We start from the raw sequence: 16,530 nt of genomic DNA on the forward strand, positions 1-16,530 counted from the left end.
CGCCCTTTCGCCAAGGGCGCTGACACCGCCTGGAGCCTGCCCGAATGCCCACACCCCGCCCCGATCCCGCCCTGCAAAACTACCGGGCCATCGCCGACGCCATCGCCACCCTGTTCTTCCCCCACGCCGAAGTAGTGCTGCACGATCTGCGCAGCCAGAAGATCGATTACATCGCCAACAACCTGTCCAAGCGCGAGATTGGCGATGAGGCGGCCCTGGAGGACATGCTCGAGGCAGGCACCGACGAGACCAACATCGGCCCCTACGAAAAACTCAATTGGGACGGGCAGAAGATCCGCTCGCTGAGCACCGTGCTGCGCGACCCGGCCGGCAAGCCGCTGGCGGTGCTGTGCATCAACCTGAATATCTCTCTGTTCGAGAACGCCAAGGCGGCGCTGGACCTGTTCCTCTCGCCAAGCAAGTTGATCCCGCAGCCCGATGCGCTGTTTCGCGATGACTGGCAAGAACGCATCAACACCTTCCTCAACAGCTGGCTGCGTCAACGGCAACTGAGCCTCAACCTGCTCAGCCGCGACCACAAGCGCGAACTGGTGCTGGCCCTGCACGCCGAAGGCGCGTTCAAAGGCAAGAGTGCGGCCAACTATGTGGCCAATGTGCTGGGGATGGGACGGGCGACGGTGTACAAACACCTGAAGGAACTCAAGGCCTGACTGGCTCCAGGCCTTGAGTGAGTCGGCGATCAGTCGCCGTAGATGTCCGACTTGAAGTACTTGGCCTGGATCTTCTGGTATTCGCCGTTGGCGCGGATAGCGTCGATGGCCTGGTTGAGCTGGCTGACCAGCTCGCCATTGCCCTTGCGCACGGCAATCCCCGCGCCCTCACCGACGTATTTCGGATCTTTGAGCTCTGGGCCGGTAAAGGCGTAGTCCGCGCCGCGGGGCATGGACAGGAAGTCTTCCAGGGGAATGGTGTCGGCAAAAATCGCATCGACCCGACCGGATGCCAGGTCCATGTAGATTTCTTCGTTGTTGCCGTAACGCTGGACCTTGATGCCCTTGGGTTCGAACACTTCGGTGGCGTAGCGATCAGTGGTGGTCGCCCGCTGCACGCCGACGGTCTTGCCCTTGAGGCTTTCGTACTGGTCATCGACCACCGCACCTTTTTTCATCACCAGCCGCGATGAGGTGAAGTAGTACTTGTGGGTGAAGTCCACGGACTTCTTGCGCTCTTCGCTGATGGTCATCGACGACAGCGCGGCGTCGATTTTCTTCACTTTCAGTGAAGGGATCAGGCCGTCGAACTCGACTTCTTTCCATTCACACTTGACCTGCATCTGCGCGCACAGGGCGTTGCCGATGTCGTAGTCGAAACCGACGATCTGGCCTTTGTCATTCTTCGAGGCAAAGGGTGGGTAGGCGGCTTCGATGCCGATGCGCAGGGTATCCCCAGCGGCGTACAGACTGCTGCTGGCCAACAGGCTCATGGCCAGACCGCTGATCAGGGTGAACTTGTTCATGACGGGTCTCTCTCGCTCGTTGTTGGAGGTGTGTTGCAAGACAGAGGGAAAGGCGGGCAGGCAAGGGGCGGCCTGGAACTATTTTGTACTCATAATTCCATACTGGACTTTTTCGTATTAAAACTCAACAAGCAAAAGCATTGTGGGAGCTGGCAAGCCAGCTCCCACAGGGTTACCAGCGCCCGGCAGCGTCCTCATCACTCTGCTTGCCTTCGACCCAACGCGGGCCGTCCCCGGTCTGTTCCTTCTTCCAGAACGGCGCACGGGTCTTGAGGTAGTCCATGATGAAATTGCAGGCGTCGAACGCGGCCTGGCGATGAGCACTGGCGACACCGACGAAGACGATCGGCTCACCCGGTTCAAGGCCGCCGATACGGTGCAGCACCTCGACCTTGAGCAGTGGCCAGCGCTGCTCGGCTTCAACCACGATCTTGCCCAGGGCCTTTTCGGTCATGCCCGGGTAGTGTTCCAGAAACATCCCCGCCACGTCCTGGCCATCATTGAAGTCGCGCACGTAGCCGACAAAACCCACCACCGCGCCCACGCCAACATTGGCCGCGTGCATGGCGTTGACTTCGACACCCGGATCAAAGGCCTCGGCCTGGACTCGAACGCTCATCTCAGCCTCCGGTCACTGGCGGGAAGAACGCTACTTCGTCACCGTCTTCGAGCGGCTCGTCCAGCTTGCACAGCTCTTCGTTACGCGCGCACATCAGGTTCTGTTCGCTCAGCACCTCATACTTGCCGCCCTTTGCGACCAGTGCCTTGCGTACGTCATCCAGGGTAGCGAACGAACCGTCGAGCTTCTCGACGTCGATACCCAGAACCTCCCGGTAACGGGCGAAATACATCACCTTAATGTTCATTTGACTTCATCCGCCTGGTAATGGCCGCTCTTGCCGCCCAGTTTCTCCAGCACGCGCACGCCATCGATGATCATGCCGCGGTCGACCGCCTTGCACATGTCGTAGATGGTCAGGGCCGCGACGCTGGCAGCGGTCAGGGCTTCCATTTCCACGCCGGTCTGCCCGGCCAGCTTGCAACGGGCGACGATGTAAACGGTGTCGTTGCCTTCAGCGCTGAGCTCGACCTTGACGCTGGTCAGCAGCAACGGGTGGCACAACGGAATCAGGTCGCTGGTTTTCTTTGCCGCCTGGATGCCAGCAATGCGCGCCACGGCAAACACGTCACCCTTGGGGTGCTCGCCTTCGACGATCATCTGCAGGGTTTGCGGGAGCATGCGCACCCGCGCTTCGGCCACGGCCTCACGCGAAGTCACGGCTTTATCGGTGACGTCGACCATATTGGCGCGACCTTGGGAATCGAGATGAGTCAGCACAGCGTTACTCCTGCTTCAGGACAGCCGATTGTAAACCCTCGAGTCAGGCCTTAGCGACAAGCGCGGGCAATGCCAGCGTCTTTTAATGTGCGTTATTCATCTATTACACGCTGGCGCTCGGGCAGGTAGAAACTGGCAACGCTGCACACTTGAAGACACCATTACCCGACGCCAGGAGGCACCGCTATGGTCATTAACGCGAAAGACTACGAAAAGTTGCAACCCGTCTTTGCTCCATACATTGGCAAAACATTCAGCAAGCAGCTAGCCAAACAGATCAGCGAAACGGCAGGCGGGGGTGAAGTCACCGAGATTCGGCCGGGGGTCATTGGTTACACCGGGCAAAGCCCTTACCTGCTGATTCTCGACGGGGACGACACCATCATCAGCGTGATTTTCACCGGCTGGAGCGGTTTTGGCCGTGGCTGGAAATGAAGTCACCGGCAATGAAAAAGCCCGCATCGACTGATGCGGGCTTTTTTACAACCTCCGTGATGGTTACAGGTGCGATTCGGCGTATTCGGCCAGAATCGAGCGCGGCACGCCCTGCAGGGTGATGTGCACGCCGTTGGGGAAGTCCTTGAAGCGCTCGGTCAGGTAGGTAAGGCCGGAGCTGGTAGCGGACAGGTAAGGGGTGTCGATCTGCGCCAGGTTGCCCAGGCAGATCACCTTGGAACCGGTGCCGGCACGGGTGATGATGGTTTTCATCTGGTGCGGGGTGAGGTTCTGGCATTCGTCGATCAGGATCAGGCTCTGCTGGAAGCTGCGGCCCCGAATGTAGTTCAGCGATTTGAACTGCAGCGGTACACGCTCGAGGATGTACTCGACGCTGCCATGGGTGTTTTCGTCATCCATGTGCAAGGCTTCGAGGTTGTCGGTGATTGCCCCGAGCCAAGGCTCCATTTTTTCTGCTTCGGTACCCGGCAGGAAGCCGATTTCCTGGTCCAGCCCCTGCACGCTGCGGGTGGCGATGATGCGCCGGTAGCGCTTGCTGACCATGGTCTGCTCGATGGCGGCAGCCAGGGCCAGGATGGTCTTGCCGGAACCGGCGGCGCCGGTCAGGTTGACCAGGTGAATGTCCGGGTCAAGCAAGGCGAACAGCGCCAGGCTCTGATGAATGTCCCGGGGCTTGAGGCCCCAGGCCTCCTGGTGCAGCAGTGGCTCCTGGTGCAGGTCGAGCAGCACCAGCTCGCCATCCTTGATGCCCTTGATCCAGCCGACGAAGCCCTGTTCGTCGATGATGAACTCGTTGATATGCACGGCCGGCAGGTTATCGATCATCTGCACCCGGTGCCAGGTGCGGCCATGGTCCTGGCGGGTCTCGACCTTGCTGACGCGGTCCCAGAACGAGCCGGTGACGCTGTGATAGCCCTTGGACAGCAGGGAAACGTCGTCAACCAACTGGTCGGTGCTGTAGTCCTCGGCCGCGATCCCACAGGCGCGGGCCTTGAGGCGCATGTTGATATCTTTGGTGACCAGCACCACGTCCATTTCCTTGCGTCGACCACGCAGCTCCAGCAACTGGTTGATGATGATGTTGTCTGCGAGGTTTTCCGGCAGCAGGCGGTTGGGCTCGTTGCGCGGGCTCATGAGAATGGACAAAAAGCCTTTGGGGCCACTCTTGCCCCGCTGGATCGGCACGCCCTGCTCGACATCGGCCGGCGTGGCATCGCCCAGGGTCTGGTCGATCAGGCGGATGGCCTGGCGACATTCGGCGGCAATCGTGTGTTTGCCGGTCTTGAGTTTGTCGAGCTCCTCCAGCACCGTCATCGGGATGGCGACGTGATGCTCCTCGAAGTTGAGCAATGCGTTGGGATCGTGAATCAGTACATTGGTATCGAGCACATAAAGGATTGGCTGGTTGGAGGAAGTGGTGCGTCCTTGATCATCCATACTCGGTCACCTTTGTGGGAGCCAGACGACGCAATACCTGAACGGTGCTGCGCCGCGAAGTGGCCGCCGGTTCTCCCCGGGCCCGCGTCGTTACGGGTAGGGAGCTGCGAACAAAGAATGGGCCGTAGGACGCCACCTGTGCTGCAGGGTTCGGCGGTCTGTCTTCGTAATACCGCAAAACCCATGACCGAAAAAAGCGTTTTTACGTTTTTTTGAAGTTTATTTTTCGATCGGCCAATTAGCCCTTGGCGCAGGGGCAAAGCACCGCTACAGTCATAAATCCAGTCATGTGAAATGCCTGCGGCGTTTTATTCCCGGGCGCCAAGCGATCCTCACATCTTCACAGCTTTTCGCCGAAATTCCGGCAATCTTCCCAGCCAATTCCACTCTGCGCCGTTTGCTTGAGCAACCAGGCCAGTGCTTCCTGCGCCTTGGGCTGGGCGTCGTGAAACTGGATCAGCCCCTTGCGCCACAGCAGCATCAAGGTCAGCACCCGCTGGGCCGACTGCTCGCTGTTCAACGCGCCCTGATCCTGGGCGTCGATATCCCACAACACCACCTGCAAATGCTGGCCGGCGAAGAATGCCTGGCTGTCGGCACGGCGCTGGCCGTAAGGCGGCCGGAACAACGGCACATACTGCTGTGGCAAGTCGCCCTGCACCCGCGCCTGGCTGCGCAGTACCGAGTCCTGCCAGCCCTGCCACTGCCCGTGGGAGCGATACTGCCAGCCTTGCAAGCCCACGCACTGGTCCTGGTAAAGCGCCCTCAGGTCGGCCAGCGAGGTCTTGTCGCGCCGGTTCTGCAGACTGTTGCCCAACACAAAAAAGGTCGCAGACAGCCGTTGCCGGCGCAGGAACTCGGCCAGGCCGTCGGTACTACCGCCCGCCAATGACGGGCCGCCATCGAAGGTCAGCATGAACAGCCGGTCGTTGAGCTCGTCGCCATTGCGCTCAAGGTCGGAGAAGCGCTCGATCTCGCTGGCAGTCTGCGGGAACAGCGCGGCCTTGCGCAGCAACTCGTCCAGGTAGCGCTCGTGAAAAGCGCGGCCGGGCTCGGCCCAACCGCCATAAAAGGAATCGGCGGCAACCTCGAAGCTCGCCGTCTGTTTGCGAAAATCAGCCAGGTCGTCGATGGCATAGCAGAATGAGGCGTCCTGCTCGCAGCTCTTCTGGGCCAGGTCGTAGTTGCGCCACAAGCGCTGCCAAAGGCGCTGGCGCAGGCTGTTGATCGACACCAGGTTGATCTGCCGCAGGTTCAGCCGCGCCGCCAGGATGCCCTGATCAAGCACCTCGCTTTCACCCAGCACCCGGGCGAAGCCGAGGATCTCGGCGCGCGAGGCGACATCGAACAACGCCGGGCTGTCGAGCGGCTCAGGCCAGTGGCTGCGGTCAAAGGTGGCGACCGGGGCAGGCGCTGCACCAGCAGCAACGCTGAACAGTCCGGCCAGTAAGAGAAGGGCAATGCGCACGATCGGGCTCTCCGTTTTCCTCGCCGCGCACTATAGCGCCAAGTGTCGGGATGGTCTGTGGCTATTACCTTGATAGCTGGAGATCGCCGCCCCCGCCCCGTAGAATCGGCGCCACGAATAAAGGAGCCGACCTGATGCTGACGGTGATTTCCCCCGCCAAGACCCTCGACTACGACACCCCGCCGGTGACCCAACGCTACACCCAGCCGCAGTACCTGGACGACTCCCAGGAACTGATCGTGCAACTGCGTGAACTGTCGCCTGCGCAGATCAGCGAACTGATGCACCTCTCCGACAAGCTCGCAGGTCTCAATGCCGCGCGCTTCGGCAGCTGGACCCCGGCCTTCACCCCGGAAAACGCCAAACAGGCGCTGCTGGCGTTCAAGGGTGACGTGTACACCGGTCTCGATGCCCAGACCCTCAGCGAAGACGACTTCAGCTACGCCCAGGATCACCTGCGCATGCTCTCCGGCCTGTACGGCCTGCTGCGCCCGCTGGACCTGATGCAGCCCTATCGCCTGGAAATGGGCACCAAGCTCGCCAACGCCCGTGGCAAGGACCTGTATGCCTTCTGGGGCACGCGCATCAGCGAATGGCTGAACCAGGCCCTGGCCGAGCAAGGCGACGAGCTGCTGCTGAACCTGGCCAGCAACGAGTACTTCAGCGCGGTCAAGCGCAGTGCCCTCAAGGCGCGGGTGATCAATACCGAATTTCGCGACTTCAAGAACGGCCAGTACAAGATCATCAGCTTCTACGCCAAGAAGGCCCGCGGCATGATGAGCCGTTTCGTGATCCAGGAACGCATCAACGATCCCGAACAGCTCAAGCAGTTCGATGTGCAGGGCTACTACTACAGTGCCGAGCTGTCGAAGGCCGATAACCTGGTGTTCCTGCGCGATCATCCGGACGAGTAACCCTCTGGGGCCGCTTCACAGCCCAATCGCTGGCAAGCCAGCTCCCACAGGTTTTTGTGGGCACTGGCTTGCCAGCGATGACGCCTGAATAATCGCCACAATCCTGACGTCAAAAAACCACCCACCTAGTTTTATTGCAAAATGCCATAAGACCGTTCGTAATTTTTTGACGAATTTCGAAAAATAATTTCCGGTACTGGCACAAAAACATCCCCCCTCGCGTTCGCCCTTTATATACAGGGATGAAACTGCCAAGTGCTATCAAAGTGAAAGTATGGCCATCAGATAAAATATTAAAAAATCTTTCACGGCCTTTGAACTCGCCCCGGAACTTATCCCCTCAGCCGTCGCTCATACCACCCGTAACGATTCTCGAGCGACAGGTGAGAGATGACTTACATCACTGATTGGAGCGCACAGCCATTGTGCATCCAGACAACTTTGACTTGAGTGTCGGTCGCCCGACCTACAGTTGAACCCAGGAGAAACGCGCCCCTATAAATCGTCCTTGTGGTTGATTTCAAAGGATTTTATTCACTTGAAAGAACAAGCACTGCAGTTCCGGGTAACCGATCTGCAATAAAGACGGCTGCATAACAGGGCACGCCCATAATTATTGGCCTTTGGCTGCCAAGTTTAAGTGCAAAGACTTTTGCACTTGATATTTATATGCCTGCACACGGCGAAGTGACATCTTTTTGCCACGCCGCCGTGTGCCCGATAACTGCTGGTTAATCAACCCGGTCTGGCTCTTCTTATTGAGCCGGCGTGATAAACACATGAGGTGAATGCGATGCGTATCAGCATCTTTGGTTTGGGTTATGTGGGTGCAGTCTGTGCTGGCTGCCTGTCGGCACGGGGTCATGAAGTGATTGGCGTCGATGTATCCACCACCAAGATCGACCTGATCAACCAAGGCAAATCGCCGATTGTCGAACCGGGCCTCGAAGCCCTGCTGCAACAGGGTATCGACAATGGCCGCCTGCGTGGCACCATCGATTTTGCCGCCGCCATCCGCGACAGCGACCTGTCGATGATCTGCGTCGGTACGCCAAGCAAGAAGAACGGCGACCTGGGCCTGGAATACATCGAGTCGGTGTGCCGCGAAATCGGCTTCGTGCTGCGGGAAAAATCCAGCCGCCACACCATCGTGGTGCGCAGCACCGTATTGCCGGGCACAGTGAAGAACGTGGTCATCCCGATCCTCGAAGACTGTTCGGGGAAAAAGGCCGGCGTCGACTTCGGCGTGGCGGTCAACCCGGAATTCCTGCGCGAAAGCACCGCGATCAAAGACTACGACCAACCGCCAATGACCGTCATCGGCGAGCTGGACAAGACCAGTGGCGACCTTCTGCAATCGCTGTACGAAGAACTCGACGCACCGATCATCCGCAAGGACATCGAAGTGGCCGAGATGATCAAGTACACCTGCAACGTCTGGCACGCCACCAAGGTCACCTTCGCCAACGAGATCGGCAACATCGCCAAGGCTGTCGGCGTCGATGGCCGTGAAGTGATGGACGTGGTCTGCCAGGACAAGGCCCTGAACCTGTCGCAGTACTACATGCGCCCGGGCTTTGCCTTCGGCGGCTCGTGCCTGCCCAAGGACGTGCGCGCCCTGACCTACCGCGCCGGCAGCCTGGACGTCAAAGCACCGCTGCTCAACTCGCTGATGACCAGCAACGAATCGCAGGTGCAGAACGCCTTCGACATCATCGAGAGCCACGACAAGCGCAAGATCGCCCTGCTCGGCCTGAGCTTCAAGGCCGGCACCGACGACCTGCGTGAAAGCCCGCTGGTGGAACTGGCCGAACGCCTGATCGGCAAGGGCTACGACCTGAACATCTACGACAGCAACGTCGAGTATGCGCGGGTCAACGGCGCCAACAAGGACTACATCGAGTCGAAGATCCCGCACGTGTCGTCGCTGCTCAATGCCGACTTCGACCAGGTGATCAAGCACGCCGACGTGATCGTCCTGGGCAACCGCGACGAGAAATTCCGTGCCCTGGCCCAACAGGCTCCGGAAGGCAAACAGGTCATCGACCTGGTCGGTTTCATGAACAAACCATCCTGCCCGGCCAGCCGTACCGAAGGTATTTGCTGGTAACCACAGGCTGCGCGGGGCTACCCGGCCCCGCGCGCCATCAACGCCCTTTCCATTCGATACGGATGCAGAACATGCAAAGGCTCAAGCACGGCCTGTTACAGGTCGCCGGTTGGCTGTTCTACGTGAGCCTGCTCATGTTGATCGCCCTGGCCTTGCCCAACTCCATTTTCGACCCCGACTCGAAGGACTTCATTTTCCTGGTCGGCGCCGTCGGCATCTGGCGCTATTCCATGGGAGCCACGCACTTTGTGCGCGGCATGCTGTTCCTCTACGTGGTCTACCCCTACCTGCGGCGCAAAGTGCGCAAGCTCGGTAGCGCGGCCGACCCGTCCCACGTGTACCTGATGGTCACCAGTTTTCGCATCGATGCCCTGACTACCGCCCAGGTCTACAGCTCGGTGATCCGCGAGGCGATCGACTGCGGTTACCCGACGACGGTGGTCTGTTCACTGGTGGAAATGTCCGACGAGCTGCTGGTGAAAAGCCTGTGGGAAAAATACAACCCGCCGGAGCGTGTAACCCTCGACTTCGTGCGCATCGCCGGTACCGGCAAACGCGACGGCCTGGCCTACGGCTTTCGTGCCATCTCCCGCCACCTGCCGGATGAGAACGCAGTGGTCGCGGTGATCGATGGCGACACCGTGCTCGGCGAAGGCGTGGTCCGCAAGACCGTGCCCTGGTTCAAGCTGTTCGGCAATGTCGGCGGCCTGACCACCAACGAATTCTGTGAAGTGCGTGGCGGCTACATCATGAGCGAATGGCACAAGCTGCGCTTCGCCCAACGCCACATCAACATGTGCTCGATGGCCCTGTCCAAGCGCGTGCTGACCATGACCGGGCGCATGTCGGTGTTCCGCGCCGCCGTGGTGACCAACCCCGAGTTCATCGCCGACGTCGAGAACGACTCGCTGCAGCACTGGCGCCTGGGCCGCTTCAAGTTTCTCACCGGTGACGACAAGTCCAGCTGGTTCAGCCTCATGCGCCTGGGCTACGACACCTTCTACGTGCCGGATGCGGCGATCAACACGGTCGAGCACCCGCCGGAAAAAAGCTTCATCAAGGCCAGCCGCAAACTGATGTACCGCTGGTACGGCAACAACCTGCGGCAGAACTCCCGGGCCCTGGGCCTGGGTATCCGCCGCCTCGGCCTGTTCACCAGCGTGGTGCTGTTCGACCAGCGCGTGTCGATGTGGACCAGCCTGCTGGGCCTGACCGTCGCAGTGATCGCCAGCCTCAAGTTCGGCCCGGCGTTCCTGCTGGTGTACCTGCTGTGGATCGGCATCACCCGGCTGATCCTGACGATCATGCTGCTGTGCTCGGGTCACAACATCGGCCCGGCCTACCCGCTGATTCTTTATTACAACCAGATCGTCGGCGCGATCATGAAGATCTACGTGTTCTTCCGCCTCGACAAGCAGTCCTGGACCCGCCAGCCCACTGCCCTCAAGCGCGACCTCGCCAGCTTTCAACAATGGTTCAACACCTGGTCCTCCCGGACCATGACCTTCTCGGCGGCCAGCATCTTCATTGCTGTGCTGTTCATGGTCGTGTGAGCCGGAACCCGATTGGATTAAACAGGAACAAATCGCCATGAATACCGCCGTCAACGTCAATGTCGTGCATGAGTCCGAAGCCCAGCGTCAGCACGCGCGGGTGCGCATCCCGGCCAAGCTGCGCTACCTGGGGGGTAACCGCGAAACCCTGGAAGTGAAGGTCGACGACCTCTCCGCCGGCGGCCTGAGCTTCCACGCCAAGCACCCGTTGAAGGTTGGCGAAGTGCTGCGCGGGCGCCTGCAGTTCACCGTCGACAAGCTCGGCCTGGCCATGGACATCGAGATCCAGGTGCGCTCTTTCGACCCGTCCAGCGGCCGCACCGGCGTGCAATTCCAGAACCTCGAACCGCGTGACATCGCCACCCTGCGCCACATCATCACCTCGCACCTGTCCGGCGAGCTGATCACCATCGGTGATGTGCTCAGCACCCTGCAGCGCGACAACTTCACCAAGGCGCGCAAACAGAAGGATGCCAGCGGCGACATGAGCGCGTTCGGCCGCCTGCGCGCAGTGACCTTCAGCCTCGGCGTGTTCGTGGTCGGCGTGGCGGCGTTCGGCTTTATTGCCAAGTCGGTGTATGGCCTGTACTTCGTCAGCCATGCCCAGGCCGGGGTGGTCAGCGTGCCGACCAGCAACGTCACCATGCCGCGCGACGGCACCGTGCAGGGCCTGGTGGAAAACGGCGGCCAGGTGGTCAAGGGCGCGCCGCTGGCCTCGTTCAGCACCAGCATGCTGGACATGCTCAAGGGCCACCTGGATGACCAGCAGCTGGAGCCGGCCAAGGTCGAGGAGCTGTTCGGCAAGCAGATGAGCGGCACCCTGACCAGCCCCTGTGATTGCGTGGTCGCCCGCCAACTGGTGGATAACGGCCAGTACGCGAGCAAGGGTCAGGTGATTTTCCAACTGATTCCGCGCACCAGCAATCCGACCATTGAAGCGCGCTTCAGCTATCGCCAGTTCGACGACGTCAAACCAGGCTCGCGCGTCAACTTCCAGATCGCCGGTGAAGACGACTGGCGCAAGGGCGAGATCGTCAGCAGCACCAGCCTGAACAGCGAAGACCTGTCTTCGGATATTCGCGTGCAGATCAAGCCAGAGGGTGCACTGCCCAGCGAACTGGCCGGCCGCCCGGTGGCGGTGGACAGCAACCGTGGCCCGTCGCTGGACTGGCTGATCGATAAAGCCGTGGCCCGTGGGCTTTGATGAGGGTCTGCCTGTGAATATGCTAAACGCCGGCGAGTGCTACGCACTCGATCGCGGGCAAGCCCGCTCCCACAATGATCCGGGTAACACCACAGTCCCCTGTGGGAGCTGGCTTGCCAGCGATGCCCTTAAAATTTGCGGCCTGGCCCTGGCCATCAGCCTGGCCGGTTGTGCCGGCCTGCCCGACCAGCGCCTGGCCAACGAGGCGCTCAAGCGCGGTGACACCGCCCTGGCCGAGCAGAACTACCGCCAGCTCGCCGACCTCGGTTACAGCGAAGCGCAGGTAGGCCTGGCCGATATCCAGATCGAAACCCGCGACCCGGCCAAGCTCAAGGAGGCCGAGGCCACCTACCGCGCTGCCGCCGATATCTCGCCGCGTGCCCAAGCCCGCCTCGGACGCCTGCTGGCCGCCAAGCCGGACGCTACCGAAGCCGAGCGCCAGGAAGCCGAAACCCTGCTGAAAAAAGCCTTCGCCAATGGCGAGGGCAATACCCTGATCCCGCTGGCGATGCTTTACCTGCAATACCCGCAGAGCTTCCCCGGCACCAACGCCCAGCAGCAGATCGATAAGTGGCGTGCCGCCGGTTACCCCGAAGCCGGCCTGGCCCAGGTCCTGCTGTACCGCACCCAGAACACCTATGACCAGCACCTGGACGAGGTCGAGCGCATCTGCAAGACCGCGCTGAGCAGCACCGACATCTGCTATGTGGAACTGGCCACCGTCTACCAGAAACGCGCCCAGCCCGAGCAACGGGCGGCACTGATCGAACAGCTGAAAAGTGCCTACCAGCATGGCGCGATCCCCGCCACCCGGGTCGACAGCGTTGCCCGCGTACTGGCCGACCGCAGCCTCGGCCAGACCGACGAGAAAACCGCCCAGGCCCTGCTTGAGCAGGTGGCGCCGGTCAACCCCGGCTCCTGGGTCAGCCTGGCGCAATTGCTCTATGACTTCCCCGAGCTTGGCGACACCGACAAGCTGATGGAGTACATCGACAAGGGCCGCGCCGCCGAACAGCCGCGTGCCGAGTTGCTGCTGGGCCGCCTGTACTACGAAGGCAAGACTGTAGCGGCCGACGCGCAGAAAGCCGAAACCCATCTGCTCAGCGCCGCCAACGCCGGCGAAGTCAGCGCCCATTACTACCTGGGCCAGCTGTACCGCCGTGGCTACCTGGGCAATGTCGACCCGCAAAAAGCCGTCGATCATTTGCTCAGCGCCGCCCGCGGCGGCCAGCTCAGTGCCGACTACGCCCTGGCCCAGCTGTTCAGCGAAGGCCACGGCATCCGCCAGGACCTGGTCAACGCCTGGGTGTTCAGCCAACTGGCACAAGCCAATCCCAGCGACCAGTCACGCGAGCTGGCAGCCCAACTCGATCAGCAACTCACCCCGGCGCAGAAGGCCCAGGCTCAACGCCTGTTGCAACAAGAACGCCAGGCCCGTGGCGCCATGGGCCCCGCTGCCCTGGCCCTGCAAGCGCAACCCGAACAAGGCGAGGACTCCCTATGACACTCAATCCGTGGATGAAAGCAGGCGTAGGCCTGGGCTTTGCCCTGCTCTGGTCCTGCCCGACCCTGGCAGCGATGACTGCTGAAAAGAACTTCGGCCTGGACGTGAAGATCACCGGCCAGTCCGAAGACGACCGCGACCTGGGCACCCGTTCCGGCGGCGACGTCAACGGCCTGGGCCTGGACCTGCGCCCCTGGGTGTACGGCGAGCGCGGCAACTGGAGCGCCTTCGCCATGGGCCAGGCGGTGGCGGCTACCGACATCATCGAGACCGACACCCTGCGCCAGTCCGGCGACCAGGCCGAGGCCGACAGCGGCCGCACCAATGGCCGTGAAGCGGACAAAAACTACCTGGCCATGCGTGAGTTCTGGGTCGGCTACAGCGGCCTGACCGCCTACCCCGGCGAGCAGCTGCGCTTCGGCCGCCAGCGCCTGCGCAACGACGACGGCATGTGGCGCGACACCAATATCGAAGCGCTGAACTGGACCTTCGACACCACCCTGCTGCGCGCCAACCTGGGCGTGGCCGAGCGCTTCAGCGAGTACCGCACCGACCTCACCGAGCTGGCCCCGGAAGACAAGGACCGCCTGCACGTTTACGGCGACGTCGCCACGCAGTGGACACCCGGCCACTGGGTCGGCCTGCGCGCTCACCACAGCCACGACGACGGCAAGCTGAAAAACCCGGGCGAAACCGTCGATGCCCTGGACAAGACCCGCACCGGCGACCTCACCTGGCTGGGCCTGGAAGCCAACAGCGACGCCTACAACTGGCGCAACCAGAACCGCGTCAACTACTGGGGCAGCATGACCTGGCTGACCGGCGATCGCGACAGCCTCAACACCACCACGGTCAACGGCGAGCAGGTGGCCAGCGGCAAACAGAGTGGCGACGTCAATGCCTGGGCCACCGACCTCGGTGTCCGCCTGCGCCTGGATCCCAACTGGCAGGTCGGTGCCGCCTACGCCCGCGGCAGCGGCGGCGGTGGCAGCGATGGCTCGGGCAACTACGAGCAGACCGGCCTTGAGAGCAACCGCTCCAACTTCACCGGCACCCGCTCGCGGGTCCATCGCTTTGGCGAAGCCTTCCGCGGCGAACTGGGCAACGTACAGGCGGCGACCCTGTTCACCTCCTGGCAACTGCGCGACGACTACGACGCCAGCCTGATCTACCACAAGTTCTGGCGCGTCGATGGCGACCAGAACATCGGCAGCAGTGGCATCAATGCCGTGGTCGAGGACAACGGCATCAACCGGCCGCTGGTCCAGGGCGAGAAAGACCTCGGCCAGGAGATGGACCTGGTGGTCACCAAGTACTTCAAGCAAGGCCTGTTACCGGCCTCGCTGAGCCAGTCGATCGACGAGCCGTCGGCGCTGGTGCGCTTTCGTGGCGGCGTGTTCAAGCCCGGTGATGCCTATGGCAAGGAAGCGGACTCCTACATGCACCGCGCTTTCGTCGACGTGATCTGGCGCTTCTGACGCCTGGGGTGCAATGAAATGAGCCTTCCTCCGAACACGCTCCATGCCCTGCTGGCCGGCACCCTGCTGCTGGCCAGCAGCATCGCCCTGGCCAACGGCCAGGCGCCGACGCCGGTGGCCAAGGAGCTGCAGCAGGCCAAGACCTACACCGTCAGCAGCGCGCCGATCGAGCCGCTGCAGATCCCGGCACCGACCCTGCCGGACCTGTCCGGCTACACCGTTGATGCCGTGCAGAAAAAGATCGTCCGCAGCCACAAGGGCAAGGTTTCGGTGCGGCGCATGCTCCAGGAAAACAGCCTCAAGGAGTTCATCGGCGGCGACAACAAGATGGCCGAGTGGGTGGCACGCCAGCATGGCATCCCCCAGGCGATCTTCATCGACGACGGCCATGTCGACTTCACCGAGTTGAGCAAGCAGGTGCCCAGCCAGTACCTGCGCGAAACCGCACCGGGCGTGTACCTGGCGCGCCTGCCGATCGTGGTCGGGCCAAAAGGCGTGCTCGAGATCGACGCCAAGGTCAAGGAACTGCGCCTGTCCCAGGAGGGCGGCGCGTTCATCGTCAACGACGGCAAGCTGTTCGTCAGCGATACCCGGGTGACCGGCTGGCGCGAGCAGGACAACGGCCCGGCGACCTTCCGCACGCCCAAGGAGTTTCGCCCGTTCCTGCTGTCCTGGGGCGGCACCGAGACCTACATCGTCAACAGCAAGATGGCCAGCTTCGGCTACGCCAAGAGTAAGTCCTACGGCGTGAGCATCTCCCAGTACACGCCGAACATGGCCAAACAGATGGGCCGTTCGGAACCCACCGGCTGGATCATCGGCTCAGAATTCAGCGACATGTGGTACGGCTTCTATTGCTACGAAACCAGCGACTTCGTGGTCAAGGACAGCACCTACCGCGACAACATCGTCTACGGCATCGACCCCCACGACCGCTCGCACCGCTTGATCATCGCCGGCAACACCGTGTACGGGACCAAGAAAAAGCACGGCATCATCGTCTCGCGCGAGGTCAACGACAGCTGGATCATCAACAACAAGAGCTATGACAACAAACTCTCGGGCGTGGTGATCGACCGTAACAGCGTCAACAACCTGATCGCCTACAACGAGATCTACCGCAACCACACCGACGGCATCACCCTGTACGAGAGCGGCGACAACCTGATCTGGGGCAACAAGCTGATCAACAACCGCCGCCACGGCATTCGCGTGCGCAACAGCGTGAACATCCGCCTGTACGAGAACGTCGCCATGGCCAACGGCCTGGTGGGCGTGTACGGGCACATCAAAGACCTGTCGGAAACCGACCGCGACATCGCCCTCGACCCGTTCGACACCAAGGTCTCGCTGATCGTCGTCGGCGGTGAGCTGGCGGCCAACGGCAGCGGCCCGCTGTCGATCGACTCGCCGCTGAGCGTGGAACTGTACCGGGTCTCGATGCTGGCCCCGAGCAAGGCCAGCGGCATCAGTTTTTCCGGGGTACTGGGCGAGCGCCAGGACGAGATTCTCGACCTGATGGTGCGCCAGGGCAAAGCCGTGCTGATCGATCCGGTCGAGCGCCAGACCGAAATGCTGGACTGAGGAAGC

The 16,530-nt window shown here is 61.5% G+C and carries 15 protein-coding genes; 9 read left to right on the forward strand and 6 right to left on the reverse strand.

The genetic code is table 11. The features are described 5' to 3' along the window. Window positions 1-44: 44 nt before the first annotated feature. Window positions 45-671, forward strand: coding sequence for a helix-turn-helix transcriptional regulator (locus BV82_RS22325; protein ID WP_010220730.1), 627 nt, complete (start codon window positions 45-47; stop codon window positions 669-671). Between the two features lie 29 nt (window positions 672-700). Here BV82_RS22325 and BV82_RS22330 read toward each other — a convergent pair whose 3' ends face one another. The 4 genes from BV82_RS22330 to moaC form a co-directional block, all read right to left on the reverse strand. After that, a complete protein-coding gene (locus BV82_RS22330; protein WP_010220729.1) occupies window positions 701-1,477 on the reverse strand; it encodes an ABC transporter substrate-binding protein in 777 nt (258 codons plus the stop codon). A gap of 172 nt (window positions 1,478-1,649) precedes the next feature. Then, entirely contained in the window at window positions 1,650-2,096 is a 447-nt protein-coding gene (gene moaE, locus BV82_RS22335) for a molybdopterin synthase catalytic subunit MoaE (RefSeq protein ID WP_010220728.1), read from the reverse strand. Between the two features lies 1 nt (window position 2,097). Continuing rightward, complete coding sequence (locus BV82_RS22340; protein ID WP_010220727.1) at window positions 2,098-2,343, reverse strand: MoaD family protein; 246 nt, start codon at window positions 2,341-2,343, stop codon at window positions 2,098-2,100. Then, window positions 2,340-2,816 carry a cyclic pyranopterin monophosphate synthase MoaC gene (gene moaC, locus BV82_RS22345; protein WP_010220726.1) on the reverse strand — a complete coding sequence of 159 codons (477 nt, stop codon included), beginning with the start codon at window positions 2,814-2,816 and terminating at the stop codon, window positions 2,340-2,342. Before moaC ends, BV82_RS22340 begins: the two co-directional genes overlap by 4 nt. Window positions 2,817-3,002: 186 nt before the next feature. Between moaC and BV82_RS22350 the strand changes: the two genes are divergently transcribed. Next, window positions 3,003-3,251, forward strand: a complete 249-nt coding sequence (locus BV82_RS22350; RefSeq protein WP_010220721.1) for a hypothetical protein — start codon at window positions 3,003-3,005, stop codon at window positions 3,249-3,251. 63 nt (window positions 3,252-3,314) lie between these two features. Here the strand turns inward: BV82_RS22350 and BV82_RS22355 are convergent, their stop codons facing one another. Both BV82_RS22355 and BV82_RS22360 read right to left on the reverse strand, forming a co-directional pair. After that, on the reverse strand, window positions 3,315-4,709 hold the full coding sequence (locus tag BV82_RS22355; protein ID WP_010220720.1) for a PhoH family protein: 1,395 nt from the start codon (window positions 4,707-4,709) through the stop codon (window positions 3,315-3,317). Window positions 4,710-5,049: 340 nt separating this feature from the next. Then, window positions 5,050-6,177, reverse strand: a complete 1,128-nt coding sequence (locus BV82_RS22360; RefSeq protein WP_036996819.1) for a polysaccharide deacetylase family protein — start codon at window positions 6,175-6,177, stop codon at window positions 5,050-5,052. A gap of 134 nt (window positions 6,178-6,311) precedes the next feature. Between BV82_RS22360 and yaaA the strand changes: the two genes are divergently transcribed. From yaaA to algG, 7 genes are all read left to right on the forward strand, one after another. After that, window positions 6,312-7,091 (forward strand): peroxide stress protein YaaA, encoded by a 780-nt coding sequence (gene yaaA / locus BV82_RS22365; protein ID WP_036996821.1) that lies wholly within the window; start codon window positions 6,312-6,314, stop codon window positions 7,089-7,091. Window positions 7,092-7,884: 793 nt separating this feature from the next. Continuing rightward, entirely contained in the window at window positions 7,885-9,201 is a 1,317-nt protein-coding gene (locus tag BV82_RS22370) for a nucleotide sugar dehydrogenase (protein WP_036996822.1), read from the forward strand. Between the two features lie 62 nt (window positions 9,202-9,263). Then, on the forward strand, window positions 9,264-10,754 hold the full coding sequence (alg8, locus tag BV82_RS22375; protein WP_026001177.1) for a mannuronan synthase: 1,491 nt from the start codon (window positions 9,264-9,266) through the stop codon (window positions 10,752-10,754). 37 nt (window positions 10,755-10,791) lie between these two features. Next, the gene (locus BV82_RS22380) at window positions 10,792-11,958 is read left to right on the forward strand and encodes an alginate biosynthesis protein Alg44 (RefSeq protein WP_036996823.1); all 1,167 of its coding nucleotides are present in this window, start codon (window positions 10,792-10,794) and stop codon (window positions 11,956-11,958) included. 19 nt (window positions 11,959-11,977) lie between these two features. Next, the gene (gene algK / locus BV82_RS22385) at window positions 11,978-13,462 is read left to right on the forward strand and encodes an alginate biosynthesis TPR repeat lipoprotein AlgK (protein WP_244993550.1); all 1,485 of its coding nucleotides are present in this window, start codon (window positions 11,978-11,980) and stop codon (window positions 13,460-13,462) included. Further along, a complete protein-coding gene (locus BV82_RS22390) occupies window positions 13,459-14,940 on the forward strand; it encodes an alginate export family protein (RefSeq protein WP_010220710.1) in 1,482 nt (493 codons plus the stop codon). The genes algK and BV82_RS22390 overlap by 4 nt, the downstream gene beginning before the upstream one ends. An 18-nt stretch (window positions 14,941-14,958) precedes the next feature. After that, window positions 14,959-16,524, forward strand: a complete 1,566-nt coding sequence (gene algG / locus BV82_RS22395; RefSeq protein WP_036996826.1) for a mannuronan 5-epimerase AlgG — start codon at window positions 14,959-14,961, stop codon at window positions 16,522-16,524. Window positions 16,525-16,530: the final 6 nt, after the last annotated feature.

The sequence above is a fragment of the Pseudomonas donghuensis genome, from assembly GCF_000696345.2.
GTDB classification, from domain to species: domain Bacteria; phylum Pseudomonadota; class Gammaproteobacteria; order Pseudomonadales; family Pseudomonadaceae; genus Aquipseudomonas; species Aquipseudomonas donghuensis.